General features: G+C 71.8%; 13 protein-coding genes. 8 read left to right on the top strand and 5 right to left on the bottom strand.

What is annotated here, in order from left to right; translation table 11 throughout:
- The first annotated feature begins 37 nt into the window (after positions 1-37).
- Positions 38-1,087 carry a cysteine synthase A gene (locus A3862_RS25595; RefSeq protein WP_043347884.1) on the top strand — a complete coding sequence of 350 codons (1,050 nt, stop codon included), beginning with the start codon at positions 38-40 and terminating at the stop codon, positions 1,085-1,087.
- A 122-nt stretch (positions 1,088-1,209) separates the two neighbouring features.
- On the top strand, positions 1,210-1,365 hold the full coding sequence (locus A3862_RS25590) for a DUF3309 domain-containing protein (protein WP_085987623.1): 156 nt from the start codon (positions 1,210-1,212) through the stop codon (positions 1,363-1,365).
- 117 nt (positions 1,366-1,482) lie between these two features.
- Here the strand turns inward: A3862_RS25590 and A3862_RS25585 are convergent, their stop codons facing one another.
- Positions 1,483-2,964 carry a S1 family peptidase gene (locus tag A3862_RS25585; RefSeq protein ID WP_043756181.1) on the bottom strand — a complete coding sequence of 494 codons (1,482 nt, stop codon included), beginning with the start codon at positions 2,962-2,964 and terminating at the stop codon, positions 1,483-1,485.
- Between the two features lie 194 nt (positions 2,965-3,158).
- Between A3862_RS25585 and A3862_RS31680 the strand changes: the two genes are divergently transcribed.
- A complete protein-coding gene (locus A3862_RS31680; RefSeq protein WP_164706401.1) occupies positions 3,159-3,335 on the top strand; it encodes a hypothetical protein in 177 nt (58 codons plus the stop codon).
- Between the two features lie 127 nt (positions 3,336-3,462).
- Here the strand turns inward: A3862_RS31680 and A3862_RS25575 are convergent, their stop codons facing one another.
- Positions 3,463-3,759 (bottom strand): alkylphosphonate utilization protein, encoded by a 297-nt coding sequence (locus A3862_RS25575; protein WP_043347877.1) that lies wholly within the window; start codon positions 3,757-3,759, stop codon positions 3,463-3,465.
- 171 nt (positions 3,760-3,930) lie between these two features.
- On the bottom strand, positions 3,931-5,217 hold the full coding sequence (gene ccrA / locus A3862_RS25570) for a crotonyl-CoA carboxylase/reductase (protein WP_043347875.1): 1,287 nt from the start codon (positions 5,215-5,217) through the stop codon (positions 3,931-3,933).
- Positions 5,218-5,830: 613 nt separating this feature from the next.
- Here ccrA and A3862_RS25565 point away from each other — a divergent pair.
- The 4 genes from A3862_RS25565 (at position 5,831) to A3862_RS25550 (ending at position 11,695) form a co-directional block, all read left to right on the top strand.
- Positions 5,831-7,873, top strand: coding sequence for a protein meaA (locus A3862_RS25565; RefSeq protein ID WP_043383488.1), 2,043 nt, complete (start codon positions 5,831-5,833; stop codon positions 7,871-7,873).
- A 110-nt stretch (positions 7,874-7,983) separates the two neighbouring features.
- Entirely contained in the window at positions 7,984-9,669 is a 1,686-nt protein-coding gene (locus A3862_RS25560) for a methyl-accepting chemotaxis protein (RefSeq protein WP_111474094.1), read from the top strand.
- 56 nt (positions 9,670-9,725) lie between these two features.
- Complete coding sequence (locus A3862_RS25555; protein ID WP_111474093.1) at positions 9,726-10,763, top strand: glycosyl transferase; 1,038 nt, start codon at positions 9,726-9,728, stop codon at positions 10,761-10,763.
- Positions 10,760-11,695, top strand: coding sequence for an NAD-dependent epimerase/dehydratase family protein (locus tag A3862_RS25550; protein WP_043383492.1), 936 nt, complete (start codon positions 10,760-10,762; stop codon positions 11,693-11,695). The genes A3862_RS25555 and A3862_RS25550 overlap by 4 nt, the downstream gene beginning before the upstream one ends.
- A 15-nt stretch (positions 11,696-11,710) precedes the next feature.
- Here the strand turns inward: A3862_RS25550 and A3862_RS25545 are convergent, their stop codons facing one another.
- Positions 11,711-12,634: a class I fructose-bisphosphate aldolase gene (locus A3862_RS25545; RefSeq protein ID WP_111474092.1), complete on the bottom strand. Its 924-nt coding sequence runs from the start codon at positions 12,632-12,634 to the stop codon at positions 11,711-11,713.
- Positions 12,635-13,062: 428 nt separating this feature from the next.
- On the opposite strand from A3862_RS25545, the gene A3862_RS25535 reads away from it, so the two are divergent.
- Positions 13,063-13,587: a SixA phosphatase family protein gene (locus A3862_RS25535; RefSeq protein ID WP_111474091.1), complete on the top strand. Its 525-nt coding sequence runs from the start codon at positions 13,063-13,065 to the stop codon at positions 13,585-13,587.
- 4 nt (positions 13,588-13,591) lie between these two features.
- Here the strand turns inward: A3862_RS25535 and A3862_RS25530 are convergent, their stop codons facing one another.
- Entirely contained in the window at positions 13,592-14,626 is a 1,035-nt protein-coding gene (locus A3862_RS25530) for an alpha/beta fold hydrolase (RefSeq protein WP_051044692.1), read from the bottom strand.
- Positions 14,627-14,788 lie beyond the last annotated feature (162 nt).

The raw sequence follows: 14,788 nt of genomic DNA, 5'->3' as shown, positions 1-14,788 counted from the left end.
CTCGCCAGCGGCAACGCAGCATCCTAGGCTCCCGACCATGACCGTACCGAGTCGCGAACCCGCACCCGATGTCCTGGCCGCCATCGGCCAGACACCGCTGATCCGCCTGCGCCGGGCCTCCGAGGCGACCGGCTGCGACATCTACGGCAAGGCCGAGTTCCTCAATCCCGGCCTGTCGGTGAAGGACCGCGCGGCGCTCTCCATCGTGCGGGACGCGGAGGCGAAGGGCCTGATCCGGCCGGGCGGCACCATCGTGGAGGGCACCGCCGGCAATACCGGCATCGGCCTCGCCCTGGTGGCTTCCGTGCGCGGCTATCGGACCCTGATCGTCATCCCGGTCACGCAGTCCGAGGAGAAGAAGCAGACCCTGCGGCTCGCGGGTGCCCGGCTGGTGGAAGTCCCGGCCGTGCCCTTCGCCAATCCGAACAATTACGTCCATGTCGCACGGCGGCTGGCCGAAAAGCTCGCCGCCACCGAGCCGGCGGGCGCCTTCTTCGCCGACCAGTTCGACAATGTCGCCAACCGGCAGGCCCATGTGGAGGGCACCGGCCCGGAAATCTGGGCGCAGACCGGCGGCCGGGTCGACGGCTTCGTCTGCGCGGCCGGGACCGGCGGCACGCTGGCCGGCACCGCGGAGGCTTTGCGCGCCCGCAACCCGCAGGTGCGGATCGCGCTGTCCGATCCGGAGGGTTCGGCCCTCTACGCGCATTACACGACCGGAACCCTGAAGGCCGAGGGCAGCTCGATCACCGAGGGGATCGGCCAGGGGCGCATCACCCGGAACCTCGAAGGCTTCACCCCCGATCACGCCTTCCGGATCCCGGACCGCGAAGCCCTCGACATCGTCTTCGGGCTGATGCGGGAGGAGGGGCTGTCGCTGGGCGGCTCGTCGGGCATCAACGTCGCCGGGGCGATCCGGCTGGCCCGGGAACTCGGGCCCGGCCACACCATCGTGACGATCCTGTGCGACGGGGCGGCCCGTTACGCCTCGAAGCTGTTCAACCCGGCCTTCCTCACCGAGCGCAATCTGCCGGTACCGGGCTGGCTCGACGCCCCGCAGGATCCCCTGCCGGACTGGCACGCCTGAGCCGGGGGACCGCATCCGGACTTTTCCGCATAAAAGCGTAGCTTGGCGTTGAACGGAACGGAATGTCGCAGCGTTTGAACGGTCACGCTCGCACCAGCGCGACCGTCCGGAGAACGCGACCGATGTCCCTCGTCACCATTCTGCTCATCATCCTGATCATCCTGGCCTTCGGCGGCGGCGGCTTCCTCGGCGGCGGTGCGTATCGCGGACCCGGCTTCGGCCTGGGCGGCATCCTCCTGATCGTGCTGATCGTCCTGCTGGCGACCGGGCGGCTGTAAGGCGGCCCTCTCCGCCTGGACGGACGCGCGCCGGCCTGCCGACGCTTCGTCCGCTCAGGCCATCGGGCGGGCGCAGGTCCGTCAGCCGGCACGGCGGCCGTCCCGGCAGCGCGCCGGCTAGCGGCAGGTGATCGCCACCACCGCCGGCGCGGCCGCGGCCGGTCCGCCCTCCGGCCGCGGTGCAGCCACGGGAAGACCTTGCGCGGCCAGGAAGGCCGCCACCGCCCGCGCCGGCACCAGCGGCAGGCGCGCGGGCGGGACCACCCCGGCGACGCGGCGCGGCGCCGAGGGATAGCGGGCCACGAGGCCGACGAGCCTGCCCGCGCGGTCGAGCACCGGCGCGCCGCCGGAGCCCGGCTGGAGCGCCGCGATCACATCGTCCCCGCGCGCCTCGCCGGGGGCCGCCAGGATCCCATCGGGACTCGGCGCGAGGGCGATCAGGTTGTCCTCGCCGGCGACGGGTTCGGTCCGGATTGCGGGCCGGAATGGGGCGGGGGCGCCTTGTACCTCGAGAAGCGCGAGGCCGGCCGGATCGGTGGCGAGCACACGCGCCGGCGCCGACCCAATCTGGGGCTGGGCGCACCCATCCAGCACGGCAGCGGCGGTCAGCACGCGTCCTGGCGCCACCACGAGGCCGGCGCCCGAAGCCGGAGCGGACGACAGGCTCGCCGGCCTCAGGGGCGCGGGGGCCTGCGGCTGGGGCACCGGATTGCCGGCGGCGCGGGTGGTCCCCGCTGGCGTCCCGGGGCTTGCCGGCATCTGCGCGGCCGGCGCTGCGGCGGGGTCCGGAAACGGCACGAAGGCATTCGCCACGGCGATGACGAGCCGGCCGACCTCCGGCGCGAGGGTGCGGTCATAGCCGAACAGGAAGCCGCGGACTCCCTCCGGACCGGACGCATAGCGGATATAGGACAATCCCGGCCCGGTCTCGGCGGTGACCACCACGGTGTCCGGCCGCCGCAGCTTGTAGGTCACCTTGCGGCCGGGGAGCGGCGCGGTGGCCTTCTCGAAGAGGGAATCCAGGGTCTCGGTCCCGGGCGGGAAGGTGCGGGATTCCAGGGTCACGCGCCCGTCCTGGCTCTGCCAGCGGGTTCCGGCGGGGAGAGCGGTGCGCTTCGCCAGCAGGCGCTCCGGCACCCCCAGCAGGGCGCCGCTCCCGGAATCGACCGCGACGCGGAAGCGCGCCGCGTTCCGCGCGGCGGCACCGGCGGCCAGCAGCGCGGACCGGCCGTGGGGATCGAGGGGATCGCCTCCCCCGGTCCGGGCGCCGTAGGCGTGGAGCGCCTCGAAGGTCCGGCGCCCGAAGGCTCCCGACACCACGGCGTTGAAGTCGCCGGTCCAGACCAGGGCGTCCTGGACCGCCTTGCGGTCGGCCTCCGGCAGGGCCTCGAAGGTCGCCTTCGCCGCCTCGAAGGCGGGATCGGCCGGAGCCCCGGCAACCGGCGCCGGCCTCGGCGCGGTGCGGGCCGGGACCGGCCGGTCCTGAGCCTGAACCGGCCCAAGGCCGAGGGCGATCAGGATCGCGAGCGGTGTCACGCGCCGGGAGCGGCCGCGCGAGGCGCCCGGGAGCCGACACCGCGACGCATCACCCGAATCCATCGCCGCCCCCCGACCCCCGTCGTCGCGATCCTGGCAGAGGCCGCAGCGGCAGGCCAGACCAATCCGTCTCCGGCCACCGTGCGTCCGGGGCGACGATGCGCTAAAGGGCAGATGTCCGGTCCTGGGCGGCGGCCGGATTCCCGGATCGGTCGTCCGGCCATGCGATGCCGTCACGGTTCGACGCGGAGCCCGGCATGAGCGACACGAACACCACCTTCAAGAAGGCGCCCAAGCGCAAGGCCGCCAAGGGCAAGAGCATCAACGTCTCTCCGGAGATGCGGCAGGCCTATGCCGACCTGATCCAGGAGCGCGCGGAGAAACAGGAAGTCTATGGCCGCCACCTGCCGCAGGATGAGACGCGCCGCCGGTAGCCGGAGGCCGGCCCAGGAATGCGGCGTCGCCGCGATTCGTCCGGGCGGGCGATAGCGGGGCGTCCGGTTCAGACGCCGGATCTAGGCCGCACCGGCAACCGCCGACCGACCCGGTAAGGCCGTCCATTCAGCGCTTGCGCACGAATTCGGTGCGCAGGACCAAGCCCTTGATGGTGTCGTGGCGGCAATCGATCTCGTGCGGATCGTCCGTGAGCCGGATCGACCGGATGACCGTGCCCTGCTTGAGGGTCTGGTTCGCGCCCTTGACCTTCAGATCCTTGATCAGCGTGACCGAATCGCCGTCGGCGAGGGCGTTGCCGGCCGCGTCGCGGACCGCCGCCTTCTCGGGGGGCGCGGCCGCGGACCCGGGCGGGAGCCATTCGCCCGTCGCCGCGTCGTAGACGTAGGCCTCGTCGTCGTTCACAGCCGTACCCCGGGTTCGGATCGTGGCCGGGTCCTGTCAGGATCTCGTGGGCCCGTCATCCGCGCGCGTCCCGGCACACCGAACCGGTCGCCGAATCGGCGCGGGACGCCGCGAGCTTAGCCGATCGGGCCGGCCCCGCGCGAGAGCGGCGGGCCGGCCCGACGGAGTGCCTTACCGCTTCAGCGGGCCGGCCTCGATCACGTCCTCGACCGTGCGCAAGCCGGCGCGCGGGGAGTTGACGAGGCAGGCCATGTTGCCCGGCGGGTGCTGGTTCTTCCACATCTTGGTGTGGGCCTGGGGGATCTTGTCCCAGGGGAAGACCTCGCTCATGCACGGGTCGATCCGCTGGTCGAGCACGAACTGGTTCGCCGCCGAAGCCTGCTTGAGGTGGGCGAAGTGCGAGCCCTGGATGCGCTTCTGCCGCATCCAGACGTAGCGGGCGTCGAAGGTGATGTTGAAGCCGGTCGTGCCGGCGCAGAACACCACCATGCCGCCGCGCTTCACCACCAGCGCCGAGACCGGGAAGGTCGCCTCGCCGGGATGCTCGAATACGATGTCGACATCCTGCTTGCCGGTGATGTCCCAGATCGCCTTGCCGAACTTCCGCGCCTCCTTGGTCCAGGCGTGGAACTCGGGGCTGTTCACCTTCGGGAGCTGCCCCCAGCAGTCGAAGTCCTTGCGGTTGATGACGCCCTTGGCGCCGAGGCTCATCACGTAGTCGCGCTTCGACTCGTCCGAGATCACCGCGATGGCGTTGGCGCCCGACGCCGCGCAGAGCTGCACGCCGAACACGCCCAGGCCGCCCGAGGCGCCCCAGATCAGCACGTTCTGGCCCGGCCGGACCGTGTGCGGCGCGTGGCCGAACAGCATGCGGTAGGCGGTGGCCAGCGTGAGCGTGTAGCAGGCCGCCTCCTCCCAGGTGAGGTGCTTCGGCCGGTGCATCAGCTGGCGCGACTGCACCCGGCAGAACTGCGCGAAGGAGCCGTCCCCGGTCTCGTAGCCCCAGATCCGCTGGGTCGGTGAGAACATCGGGTCGCCGCCGTTGCACTCCTCGTCGTCGCCGTCGTCCTGGTTGCAGTGGACGATGACCTCGTCGCCGACCTTCCAGCGCTTCACCTTGGCGCCGACCTTCCAGACGATGCCGGAGGCGTCGGAGCCGGCGATGTGGTACTCGCCCTTGTGCACGTCGAAGGGCGAGATCGGCTCGCCGAGGCCGGCCCAGACGCCGTTGTAGTTCACGCCCGCGGCCATGACGTAGACCAGCACCTCGTCGTCGCCGATCTCCCAGACCGGCAGCACTTCGAGCTGGTGGGACTGTTCCGGCGGCCCGTGCCGCTCGCGCCGGATCGCCCAGGCATACATCTTGGCCGGCACATGACCCAGCGGCGGGATTTCACCCATCTCGTAGAGGTCCTTGACCTCCCCGCCCGTCGGACTGATCGCAGCGCTCGCCGCCATCTCGCTCTCCTCTCGTCCCGCGTGTTTCTCACGGCCGCGGTTCTCCATCGCGCTATAGCGGTGATGCCGGAGGCGTCCAAGTGGGCCGAAAGTCGAAACCCGATGGTTTCCGACACGAAAAAGGCGTCGGCACAGGGCGGGCAGCCACGTATTCAAAATCGGCTTTCCGGCAGACCAAGTATTATTCGCCCCTCGCCATGACGGCGCCGGTCCCGAGACCTTGCGCGGCGGCGCCACCGCGGGCCTGTGCTGCTCCCGGGCGCCCCGCAAGCCTCGCCAGCTCTAAGTCATTGTTCTGACGCGTTCTCTCGCGCCAGACCAAAGGCCGCTCCTGCGAAGAACAGTTCAGGTAGACTTTATACCAGCAGCGACGATGCTGATCGGGATCGGCGCGGGATGCCATCCGTGACCGGATGGGACAGGGTCCTGCGGGGAGATCCCGCGTCGCCGCCTTCAAATCCCGCTGTTCCGGCGGGCAAGTTTTTTCATGGGCCGCGGAGGCCCGCGGGAGCCGTCTTGCACTTCCGTCCCGGATGACGCGTGCCCAAGCCTTCGCTACGGTGTCCGCAAGGCCGCGCCCAGCGCGGATACAAAGATGACACGGAGGCGAGGAATGGGCGCGAGCGTCGCCGAGACCAAGAGCGACAAGTCGAGCCGCGACAAGCCCTGGATCATCCGCACCTATGCGGGGCACTCGACCGCGGCGGAGTCCAACAAGCTCTATCGGGGCAACCTCGCCAAGGGCCAGACCGGCCTGTCGGTGGCCTTCGACCTGCCGACCCAGACCGGCTACGACCCCGACCACGAACTCTCCCGCGGCGAGGTCGGCAAGGTCGGCGTCTCGATCGCGCATCTCGGCGACATGCGGACCCTGTTCCAGGACATCCCGCTCGCCCAGATGAACACCTCGATGACCATCAACGCCACGGCCCCGTGGCTGCTGGCGCTCTACCTCGCGGTGGCCGAGGAGCAGGGGGCGCCGCTCGCCGCCCTCCAGGGCACGACCCAGAACGACATCATCAAGGAGTACCTGTCGCGCGGGACCTACGTGTTCCCGCCCGCACCGTCCCTCCGGCTCACCAAGGACGTGATCCTGTTCACGACCAAGAACGTGCCGAAGTGGAACCCGATGAACGTCTGCTCCTACCACCTGCAGGAGGCGGGGGCGACGCCGGTCCAGGAGCTGTCCTACGCGCTGGCCATCGCCATCGCGGTGCTCGACACCGTGCGGGACGATCCCGAATTCGACGCCGCGAGTTTCTCCGACGTCTTCGGACGGATCTCGTTCTTCGTGAATGCAGGGCTCCGGTTCGTCACCGAGATCTGCAAGATGCGGGCGTTCTCGGAACTCTGGGACGAGATCGCCCAGGAGCGCTACGGCATCGACGACCCGAAGAAGCGCATCTTCCGCTACGGCGTACAGGTGAACTCCCTCGGGCTCACCGAGCAGCAGCCGGAGAACAACGTCCACCGCATCCTCATCGAGATGCTGGCGGTGACGCTCTCCAAGCGCGCCCGCGCCCGCGCGGTGCAGCTGCCGGCCTGGAACGAGGCCCTCGGCCTGCCGCGCCCCTGGGACCAGCAATGGTCCATGCGGATGCAGCAGATCCTGGCCTTCGAGACCGACCTGCTGGAATACGACGACATCTTCGACGGCAGCCACGTGATCGAGGCCAAGGTCGAGGCGCTGAAGGCGCAGACCCGGGCCGAGCTGGAGCGGATCGGCGGCATCGGCGGCGCCGTCGCCGCGGTGGAAACCGGGGCGCTCAAGCGCGCGCTGGTCGAATCGAACGCCCGGCGGATCTCGGCCATCGAGGCCGGCGAGCAGATCGTGGTCGGCGTCAACAAGTGGCAGCAGGGCGAGCCCTCGCCGCTCACCGCCGGGGAGGGGGCGATCTTCTCCGTCTCCGAGACCGTGGAGATGGAGGCCCAGACCCGCATCCGCGAATGGCGCGGTCGCCGCGACGCGAACGCGGTCGGTCAGGCCCTCGACGCCCTGGAGCAGGCGGCGCGCTCCGGCGCCAACATCATGCCCCCCTCCATCGAGGCCGCGAAGGCCGGCGTGACCACCGGCGAATGGGGCGCGCGCCTGCGGGACGTCTTCGGCGAGTACCGGGCGCCCACCGGCGTCACCCTCGAGACGGTGTCCAGCGGCGCGGCCGAGGACGCCAAGCTCCTGATCGCCGATCTCGGCGAGCGCCTCGGCGAGACGCCCAAGCTCGTCGTCGGCAAGCCCGGCCTCGACGGGCACTCCAACGGCGCCGAGCAGATCGCGCTCCGCGCCCGGGATGTCGGCTTCGACGTCACCTATGACGGCATCCGCCAGACACCGGCCGAGATCGTCGCGAAGGCCAAGGAGACCGGTGCCCACGTGGTCGGCCTGTCGATCCTGTCGGGCTCCCACGTGCCGCTGGTGCGGGAGGTCCGTGCCAAGATGCGCGAGGCAGGGCTCGACCACATCCCGGTGGTGGTCGGCGGCATCATCTCGCCCGAGGATGAACTGGTTCTCAAGAACATGGGCGTCCGCGCCGTCTACACGCCCAAGGACTACGCCATCGACCAGATCATGGTCGGGCTCGCAAAGGTCGTGGAGAAGGGTCTGGAGCGCCGGGACGGCCCATCGGACCAGCCGCGCGCGGAGGCACAAGTCTACTGAGACGTGGCGGCATTAAAGTTGAATCAATAGCTGCCATATCTCAAACAAGTTTAACCGTTTCCGCATCATGATGTCCTCGGTCCCCCTTTCGGGACCGAGGAAGAAGCGACATGCGCCCTAGCATCTCGATCGCGGCCAAGCTCGGATTCTGCCTCGCCGCACTGGCTGTCCTGATCGCCGCGACGAGCGGCCTCTCCCTGACGGAACTGCGCAGCGTCAACGCCACCGCGGCGGAACTCCGCGACGTGCGCGTGCCGGCGACCGACGTGCTCGGCCGGATCGGCGTCATCATCATGCGGCAGCGGGTCAACGGCGGGCGGTTGATCACCGCCGACACGCCGGAGTTGCGGACCGAGGTCGCGGCCACGATCGCCAAACGCGACGGACAGCTCGCCGCGCAGTTCGCCCGCTACGAGGCGCAGCCGCTCACGCAGGCTGAGCGCGACGCCTACGCGGCCCTCCGGCGCCAGCTGGACGCCTACAGGGCGTTGCAGACGGAAGCCTTGGACAAGGCTGCCTCCGGCGACGTCGCCGGTGGCCAGCGGATCTACAACACCACGATGTCGACCGGCATCAATGGGGTTCTGGCCGAATGGGACCGGCTGGTCGACCTGAACGCCGCCGGCTCGCAGGCGAGCGGCGCGCGGATCGAGGCGACCTACGCGGCCGCCAACCGGAACATGCTGGTGCTCGCCGCGCTCGCGCTGTTCGTCGCGCTGGGCGCCATGGTGCTGGTGCTGCGCGGCGTCAGCCGGCCGCTGCGGGCGATCGCGGCGGCGACCCAGCGCCTCGCCGCGGGCGACGCGGAAGTGGGGATCCCGGGCCAGGGCCGGCGGGACGAGATCGGAGCCCTGGCCGGCTCCGTGCTGGTGTTCCGCGACAACCTCGTCCGCTCGCGCGCCCTGGAGGCGGAGACGGCGCTGGCCCGCGCGGATGCCGAGACACAGCGCCGGACCGCGACCCGTGCCATGGCCGACGCCTTCGAGCAGTCGGTGGGCGGCATCGTCGGCGGCGTGTCGGCGGCGGCCACCGAGCTGGAGGCCACCGCCCGGTCGCTGACCGGTAGCGCGTCGGATGCCGCCGGGCAGTCCGGCACCGTCGCGGTCGCCGCCAGCGAGGCCGCCGCCAACGTCAACACCGTCGCGGCAGCCGCCGAGGAACTGGGCTCATCCGTGCAGGAGATCGGCCGCCAGGTCAGCGGCTCGGCGGAACTGGCGCGGGTCGCCGTCGCGGAGGCGACCAGCACGGTGGCGCTGGTGCACGATCTCAGTGCCGCGGCCGCGAAGGTCGGCGACGTGGTGGCGCTGATCTCCGGGATCGCCGCCCAGACCAACCTTCTGGCCCTCAACGCCACGATCGAGGCCGCCCGCGCCGGCACCGCCGGACGCGGCTTCGCGGTGGTGGCGTCCGAGGTGAAGGCGCTCGCCGAACAGACCGCCCGGGCCACCGAGGAGATCACCGGCCAGATCGGGCGGATCCAGTCCTCCACCGGGCAGGCCGCGTCGGCGATCGACGGGATCGGCCGACGGATCCGCGAGATCGACGACGTGGCCTCGAGCATCGCGGCAGCCGTGGAGCAGCAGGGTGCGGCCACCCAGGAGATCGTCCGCAACGTCGCCGAGGCCGCGGTCGGCACCGGCGCGGTGACCGGGACGATCGCGAGCCTTGCCCACTCCGCCGAAGAGACCGGTGCGGCCGCCGCCCAGGTTCTCGGGGCCGCAAGCGAGATGTCGCGTCAGTCTGAGCATCTGGGGGCCGAGGTCGCGCGCTTCCTCGCCACGGTGCGGGCGGCCTAGGGCGCCCACTGACGGTCGGGCGGCAGATCGCGTAGGACGGCGCCATGCCGTCCGAAATGCCGTCCGCCCTGCCCACGATCCTGCTGCTGGCGGTGCCCCTCGCCGCCGCCCTCTCGGCGGGCCTGATCCTGCGCCTGCGCCCGCTGCTGCAGCGCTACGCCCTGGCCCGGCCGAATGCCCGCTCGAGCCATACCGTGCCGACCCCGCAGGGGGGCGGGATCGCCGTGGTCACGGCGTTCGTCACGATCTCGGGCCTGCTGATCGCGGCGCCGGAGATCGGAGGCCGTCCGGACTGGATCTGGCTTTCCGGCTGCGCCCTGGCCCTGGCGCTCCTCGGTGCGGTGGACGACATCCGGCCGCTGCCGGCCGCGCTGCGGCTCGCCGTGCAGGCTCTGGTGGTCGGCCTGCTGGTCTGGCACGTGGACGGGCGCTTGCTGCCCGGTCTGCCGCTCTGGCTGGAGCGCGGCCTCGCGCTGCTGGCGGGCCTGTGGTTCGTCAACCTGACGAACTTCATGGACGGGCTCGACTGGATGACGGTGGCGGAGATCGTCCCGGTGGCGGGCGCGCTCCTGCTGTTCGGCCTCGCCGGGCGCCTGCCACCGCTGCCGACGCTGGTTGCGGCGAGCCTCCTGGGGGCGGTGCTCGGCTTCGCGCCGTTCAACCGGCCGGTCGCAAAGCTCTTCCTCGGGGATGTCGGCTCGCTGCCGATCGGGCTCGTCACCGCCTGGCTGCTGTGCCAGCTGGCCCTGGCGGGCGGCCTCGCCGCGGCCCTGCTGCTGCCGCTCGTCTATCTCGCCGATGCCAGCCTGACCCTCAGCGCCCGGGCGGCGCGGGGCGAGCGAGTCTGGGAAGCCCATCGCGGTCACCATTACCAGCGGGCCACCGTCAACGGGCTCAGCGTCCCCGGCGTGGTGGGCCGTGTGTTTGCGGCCAATCTCGCCCTGGCGGCGCTCGCCGCCGCGACCTTGCTTTGGCCGTCCTGGCCGGTCACGCTCGCCGCCCTGGCAGCCGGGCTCGCCCTGGTCGCCGCCCTGCTCCGCCGCTTCGCCCGCGCCCCGGCGCCGGCCCCAGCCGAAGGTGCCGCTCAGCCGTGACCGGACTCATCGCGCTCACCGGGGCGACCGGCTTCATCGGCCGGCATCTGCTCGCCGACCTCACCGCGCGCGGCTACCGGGTCCGCGTGCTGCTGCGCCGGCCGACGAGCGTGCCGGAGGGCGCCGCGAGCGCGGTGGTCGGCGACCTGACGCGCCCGATCAACATGGCGGCGGCCCTCAGCGGCGTCGACGCGGTGGTGCACTCGGCGGGCCTCGCCCACGCCAACCTCGGCCCGACGCCGTCGGGCGCCCCGGAGGACGATTACCGGACGCTCAACACCGAGGCGACGCGCAAGCTCGCGGAGGCGGCGGCGCGCGCGAAGGTGCGCCGCTTCGTGTTCCTGTCCTCGATCCGCGCCCAGGTCGGGGCGAGCGCACCGGGCGTGGTCGGGGAGGGCGATCCGCCCCGGCCCACCGACGCCTACGGCCGCTCCAAGCTGGAGGCCGAACGAGCGCTCGCCGAGACCGGGCTGGACTGGGTCGCCCTGCGCCCGGTCCTCGTCTACGGGGCGGGCGTGAAGGGCAACATGGCCGCCCTGCTGCGGCTGGCGCGCAGCCCCTATCCGCTGCCGCTGGGCGGCCTCGCGGCGCGGCGCTCGCTGATCTCCCTGGAGAGCCTGTCGGGCGCCGTGGACGCGGCGCTGGCAGCGCCCGGCCCCCTGAACCGCGCCCTCATCGCCGCCGACCCGGATCCGCTCAGCCTGCCCGAGATGATCGCGTCCCTCCGCCAGGGCCTCGGCCGCGGCCCGGGCCTCGTCCCGGTGCCGGCCGGGCTCATCAAGCTGGCCTGCCGGCTGACCGGCCGGGACACGCAGTTCGCCCGCGTCGCCGAGGGGCTCGTCGCCCACGCCGACGGCCTCGCGGCCCTCGGCTGGAGGCCGGCCGGGCCGACCCGCGACGGACTCGCCCGGCTGGCCCGCGACGGCGGCTGACGGCGCGGGCCAAGCTCAGCCGCCCGCGTAGATGTCGGTGATCGTGCCGAGCAGCGACAGGGCGTCCGCCTTCGAGCGCTGGAAGGCGTTGCGGCCCACGATCGAGCCGAAGCCGCCGTCCGCCTGGATGGCGCGGATCTCGTCGAGGAAGGGAGCCTCCTCGGCGTGGGCACCGCCGGAGAAGATCACGATCCGCCGGCCGTTGAAGGCGCATTGCACCACGTGGCGGACGCGCTCGGCCACGGTGCCGATCGGGATGCCGGTGGCTTCGTAGACCTTCTTGGCCGCCGGCTGCTCGATATGGGCGGTGGGCAGCTTCACCTTGATGATGTGCGCGCCGAGCTGCGCGGCGATCTGCGCCGCGTAGCCGATGACGTCGATGGCGGTCTCGCCCGCCTTCGACAGGGCCGAGCCGCGGGCGTAGGACCAGATCACCACGGCGAGCCCGACGCTCTTGGCCTCTTCGGCGATCGCCCGAATCTGACCGTACATGGCGTTGCGGTGGGCGGAGCCCGGATAGATCGTGAAGCCAACGGCGCAGGCGCCGAGCCGCAGGGCGTCCGCCACCGAGCCGGTGATCGCCTGCTCGGGATCGTCCTCGTCGGCCAGGAGGTCGTGGTCATTGAGCTTGAGGATCAAGGGGATGCGCCCCGCATAGTCCCGCGCCCCCGCCTCCAGGAAGCCGAGCGGCGCCGCGTAGGCGTTGCACCCCGCCGCCAGGGCCAACTCGAAATAGTACAGCGGGTCGTAGGCTGGCGGATTCGGGCCGAAGCTGCGGGCGGGGCCGTGCTCGAAACCCTGGTCCACCGGCAGGATCAGCATCTTGCCGGTGCCGCCGAGCTTTCCGTGCTCCAGCATCCGGGCGAGGTTGGCGAGCGTCCCGGGGCTGTCGGCCCCGTACCACGACAGGATCTCGGTGACGCGGTGGGATCGGTCCATCGGGCAGACTCCTGGTCGGGCAGACTCCTGGTCGGAGACCGTCGCGCCGCATGCCGTGCCACGCCGTACCATGCCGTGCGCGGACGGCCCGCCTTCGGAACGGGGCGGGAAAAACCGAGGTTCCCGCACGCGGCGCTTTCGGCTAACCGGATGGGGAGATGGGCGCCAGGAATCCGGTGGCTCAAAGCCCCGGGATCGGCCCAGAGATTCGCATCAGAGGTTCGCTCATGCGCAGGCTGATCCTGTTGCGGCACGCGAAGTCCGACCGTCCGCCGGGCGTGGCGGACCACGAGCGCCCGCTCGGGGCGGGAAAAACCGAGGTTCCCGCACGCGGCGCTTTCGGCTAACCGGATGGGGAGATGGGCGCCAGGAATCCGGTGGCTCAAAGCCCCGGGATCGGCCCAGAGATTCGCATCAGAGGTTCGCTCATGCGCAGGCTGATCCTGTTGCGGCACGCGAAGTCCGACCGTCCGCCGGGCGTGGCGGACCACGAGCGCCCGCTCAATGCCCGCGGCCGGCGGGCGGCCCCGGCGGTGGGCGCCCACCTCGCGCGGGAAGGCCTCTGCCCGGATCTCGCCCTGGTCTCGACCGCTGCACGGACGCGCGAGACCTGGGAGGCGATGGCGGCCACGCTCGGCAATCCCGAGACGCGCTGGCGGCCCGAGATCTACGAGGCGCCGGCGCAGCGGATTCTCGCGGTGATCCGGGAGGCGCCCGACACCGTCGGCACGGTGATCGTCGTCGGCCACAATCCGGGACTCGGCGACCTCGCGGCGGGGCTGGCGGGGGCGGGGCCGCGGGCGGCGCGGGACCGCCTCGCCCTGGAATTCCCGACCGCGGCCTACGCGGTGATCGACTTCGCGGGCGACCTCTGGGCCGAGGTCGCGCCGGGCCGGGGACGCCTGGAGCGGTTCGTGCGCCCGCGGGACATCGACCCGGATCTGGCCGGCTGACGCCTCAGGCGACCGGCACCGCGACGGCGTGCGCCTCGACCTCGGCGTGGCTCGGCAGGGGCGAGCCCGGCACGAAGGCCTCGAAGGCCGCCCAGAAATCCTGCCGGATCGCGTCCCGCTCGGTGAGGATCTCGTGCCGGGAATCCGGCAGGACCAGGATATGGCCGGCCTTCAGCCGGGCCGCGAAGCGCTCGGTGTCCGGCGTGCCGCAAACCGGGTCGGCCCCCGCCGCGACGATCAGGGTCGGCAGCGTGATCCGCGGCGCCGCCCGCGGGTCGCGCAGGCGCGCCATCGCGCGGAACGCCTCGGCGAGCCACGCGATCGTCGGATCGCCGACCGCGCCGGCGCCGACCTCCCGGGCCGCCGCGGCATTGCGGGCGTAGCGGACCGGATCCCGCGACAGCCTGTTGCCGGCGAAGGGGTTGGTGGCGATCGAGACCGGCTTGCCGAGCGGGATGTACCGGCTCCCGAGGCCCAGACGGTGCAGGCCCTGCGACAGCAGCGCGGCGCCGGCCGGCCAGCGGATCATCCGGATCGACAGCATCGGGGCCACGGTCACCAGCCGCCGGAACGGCAGCCAGCCGTCCAGGGCGCCCAGGAGAGCGACGCATCCGCCCATGGAATGCGCGAGGCCGACATGGGGCTCGGGCATCAGGGGCACCAGGACGGTCTCGGCCACGGCCCGCAGGTCGAGGCGGTAATCGTCGAACCGGGCGACGTGGCCCTTGTGGGGATTGTCCACCCGCCGGTCCGATTCGCCCTGGCCGCGCCAGTCGAAGGCGACGACCGCGAAGCCCCGCGCCCGCAGCTCGTGGATCGTCTCGTAGTACTTCTCGATGAACTCGGCCCGGCCCTGGAGCAGGCAAACCGTACCCCGGCAGGTGCGCGCCGTCGTCTGCCAGTAGGCCGCCCGCAGGGTGCAATCGTCGCGCGTGCCGACCGCGATCAGCGTGCCGCCCGGCGGGACCGGATTGTCGGGCGTGCTGCGCAGGGTCAGGAGCGGCGGCTCGCGCCCGGTACCACCGTCGAAGCGTCTCACTGGCCTCACCTCAGCGCGTCCGTGCACCGCCCGCTGCACCCGCGGACCGTAGCGAAAAAATTGCGATTCCTGCCATCGCCCGGGGTCTTGAAGGGCGATTTTCCCCCTCCGATATCTCGTCTGTGCCGGCCGTCAGGCGGCACGAAAGACGGGTCCGGCCCA

It is taken from the genome of Methylobacterium sp. XJLW, from assembly GCF_003254375.1.
Taxonomy (GTDB): domain Bacteria; phylum Pseudomonadota; class Alphaproteobacteria; order Rhizobiales; family Beijerinckiaceae; genus Methylobacterium; species Methylobacterium fujisawaense.
This window is presented reverse-complemented; position numbering and strand designations above follow the sequence as displayed.

Bases quoted from the DNA above. Each gene is read 5' to 3' on its own strand.
- A3862_RS25585 (WP_043756181.1), bottom strand. From the start codon at position 2,964: ATGGATTCGGGTGATGCGTCGCGGTGTCGGCTCCCGGGCGCCTCGCGC.
- A3862_RS25595 (WP_043347884.1), top strand. From the start codon at position 38: ATGACCGTACCGAGTCGCGAACCCGCACCCGATGTCCTGGCCGCCATC.
- A3862_RS25545 (WP_111474092.1), bottom strand. From the start codon at position 12,634: ATGGACCGATCCCACCGCGTCACCGAGATCCTGTCGTGGTACGGGGCC.
- A3862_RS25565 (WP_043383488.1), top strand. From the start codon at position 5,831: ATGGGCGCGAGCGTCGCCGAGACCAAGAGCGACAAGTCGAGCCGCGAC.
- A3862_RS25590 (WP_085987623.1), top strand. From the start codon at position 1,210: ATGTCCCTCGTCACCATTCTGCTCATCATCCTGATCATCCTGGCCTTC.
- A3862_RS31680 (WP_164706401.1), top strand. From the start codon at position 3,159: ATGAGCGACACGAACACCACCTTCAAGAAGGCGCCCAAGCGCAAGGCC.
- A3862_RS25535 (WP_111474091.1), top strand. From the start codon at position 13,063: ATGCGCAGGCTGATCCTGTTGCGGCACGCGAAGTCCGACCGTCCGCCG.
- A3862_RS25560 (WP_111474094.1), top strand. From the start codon at position 7,984: ATGCGCCCTAGCATCTCGATCGCGGCCAAGCTCGGATTCTGCCTCGCC.
- A3862_RS25555 (WP_111474093.1), top strand. From the start codon at position 9,726: ATGCCGTCCGCCCTGCCCACGATCCTGCTGCTGGCGGTGCCCCTCGCC.
- ccrA (WP_043347875.1), bottom strand. From the start codon at position 5,217: ATGGCGGCGAGCGCTGCGATCAGTCCGACGGGCGGGGAGGTCAAGGAC.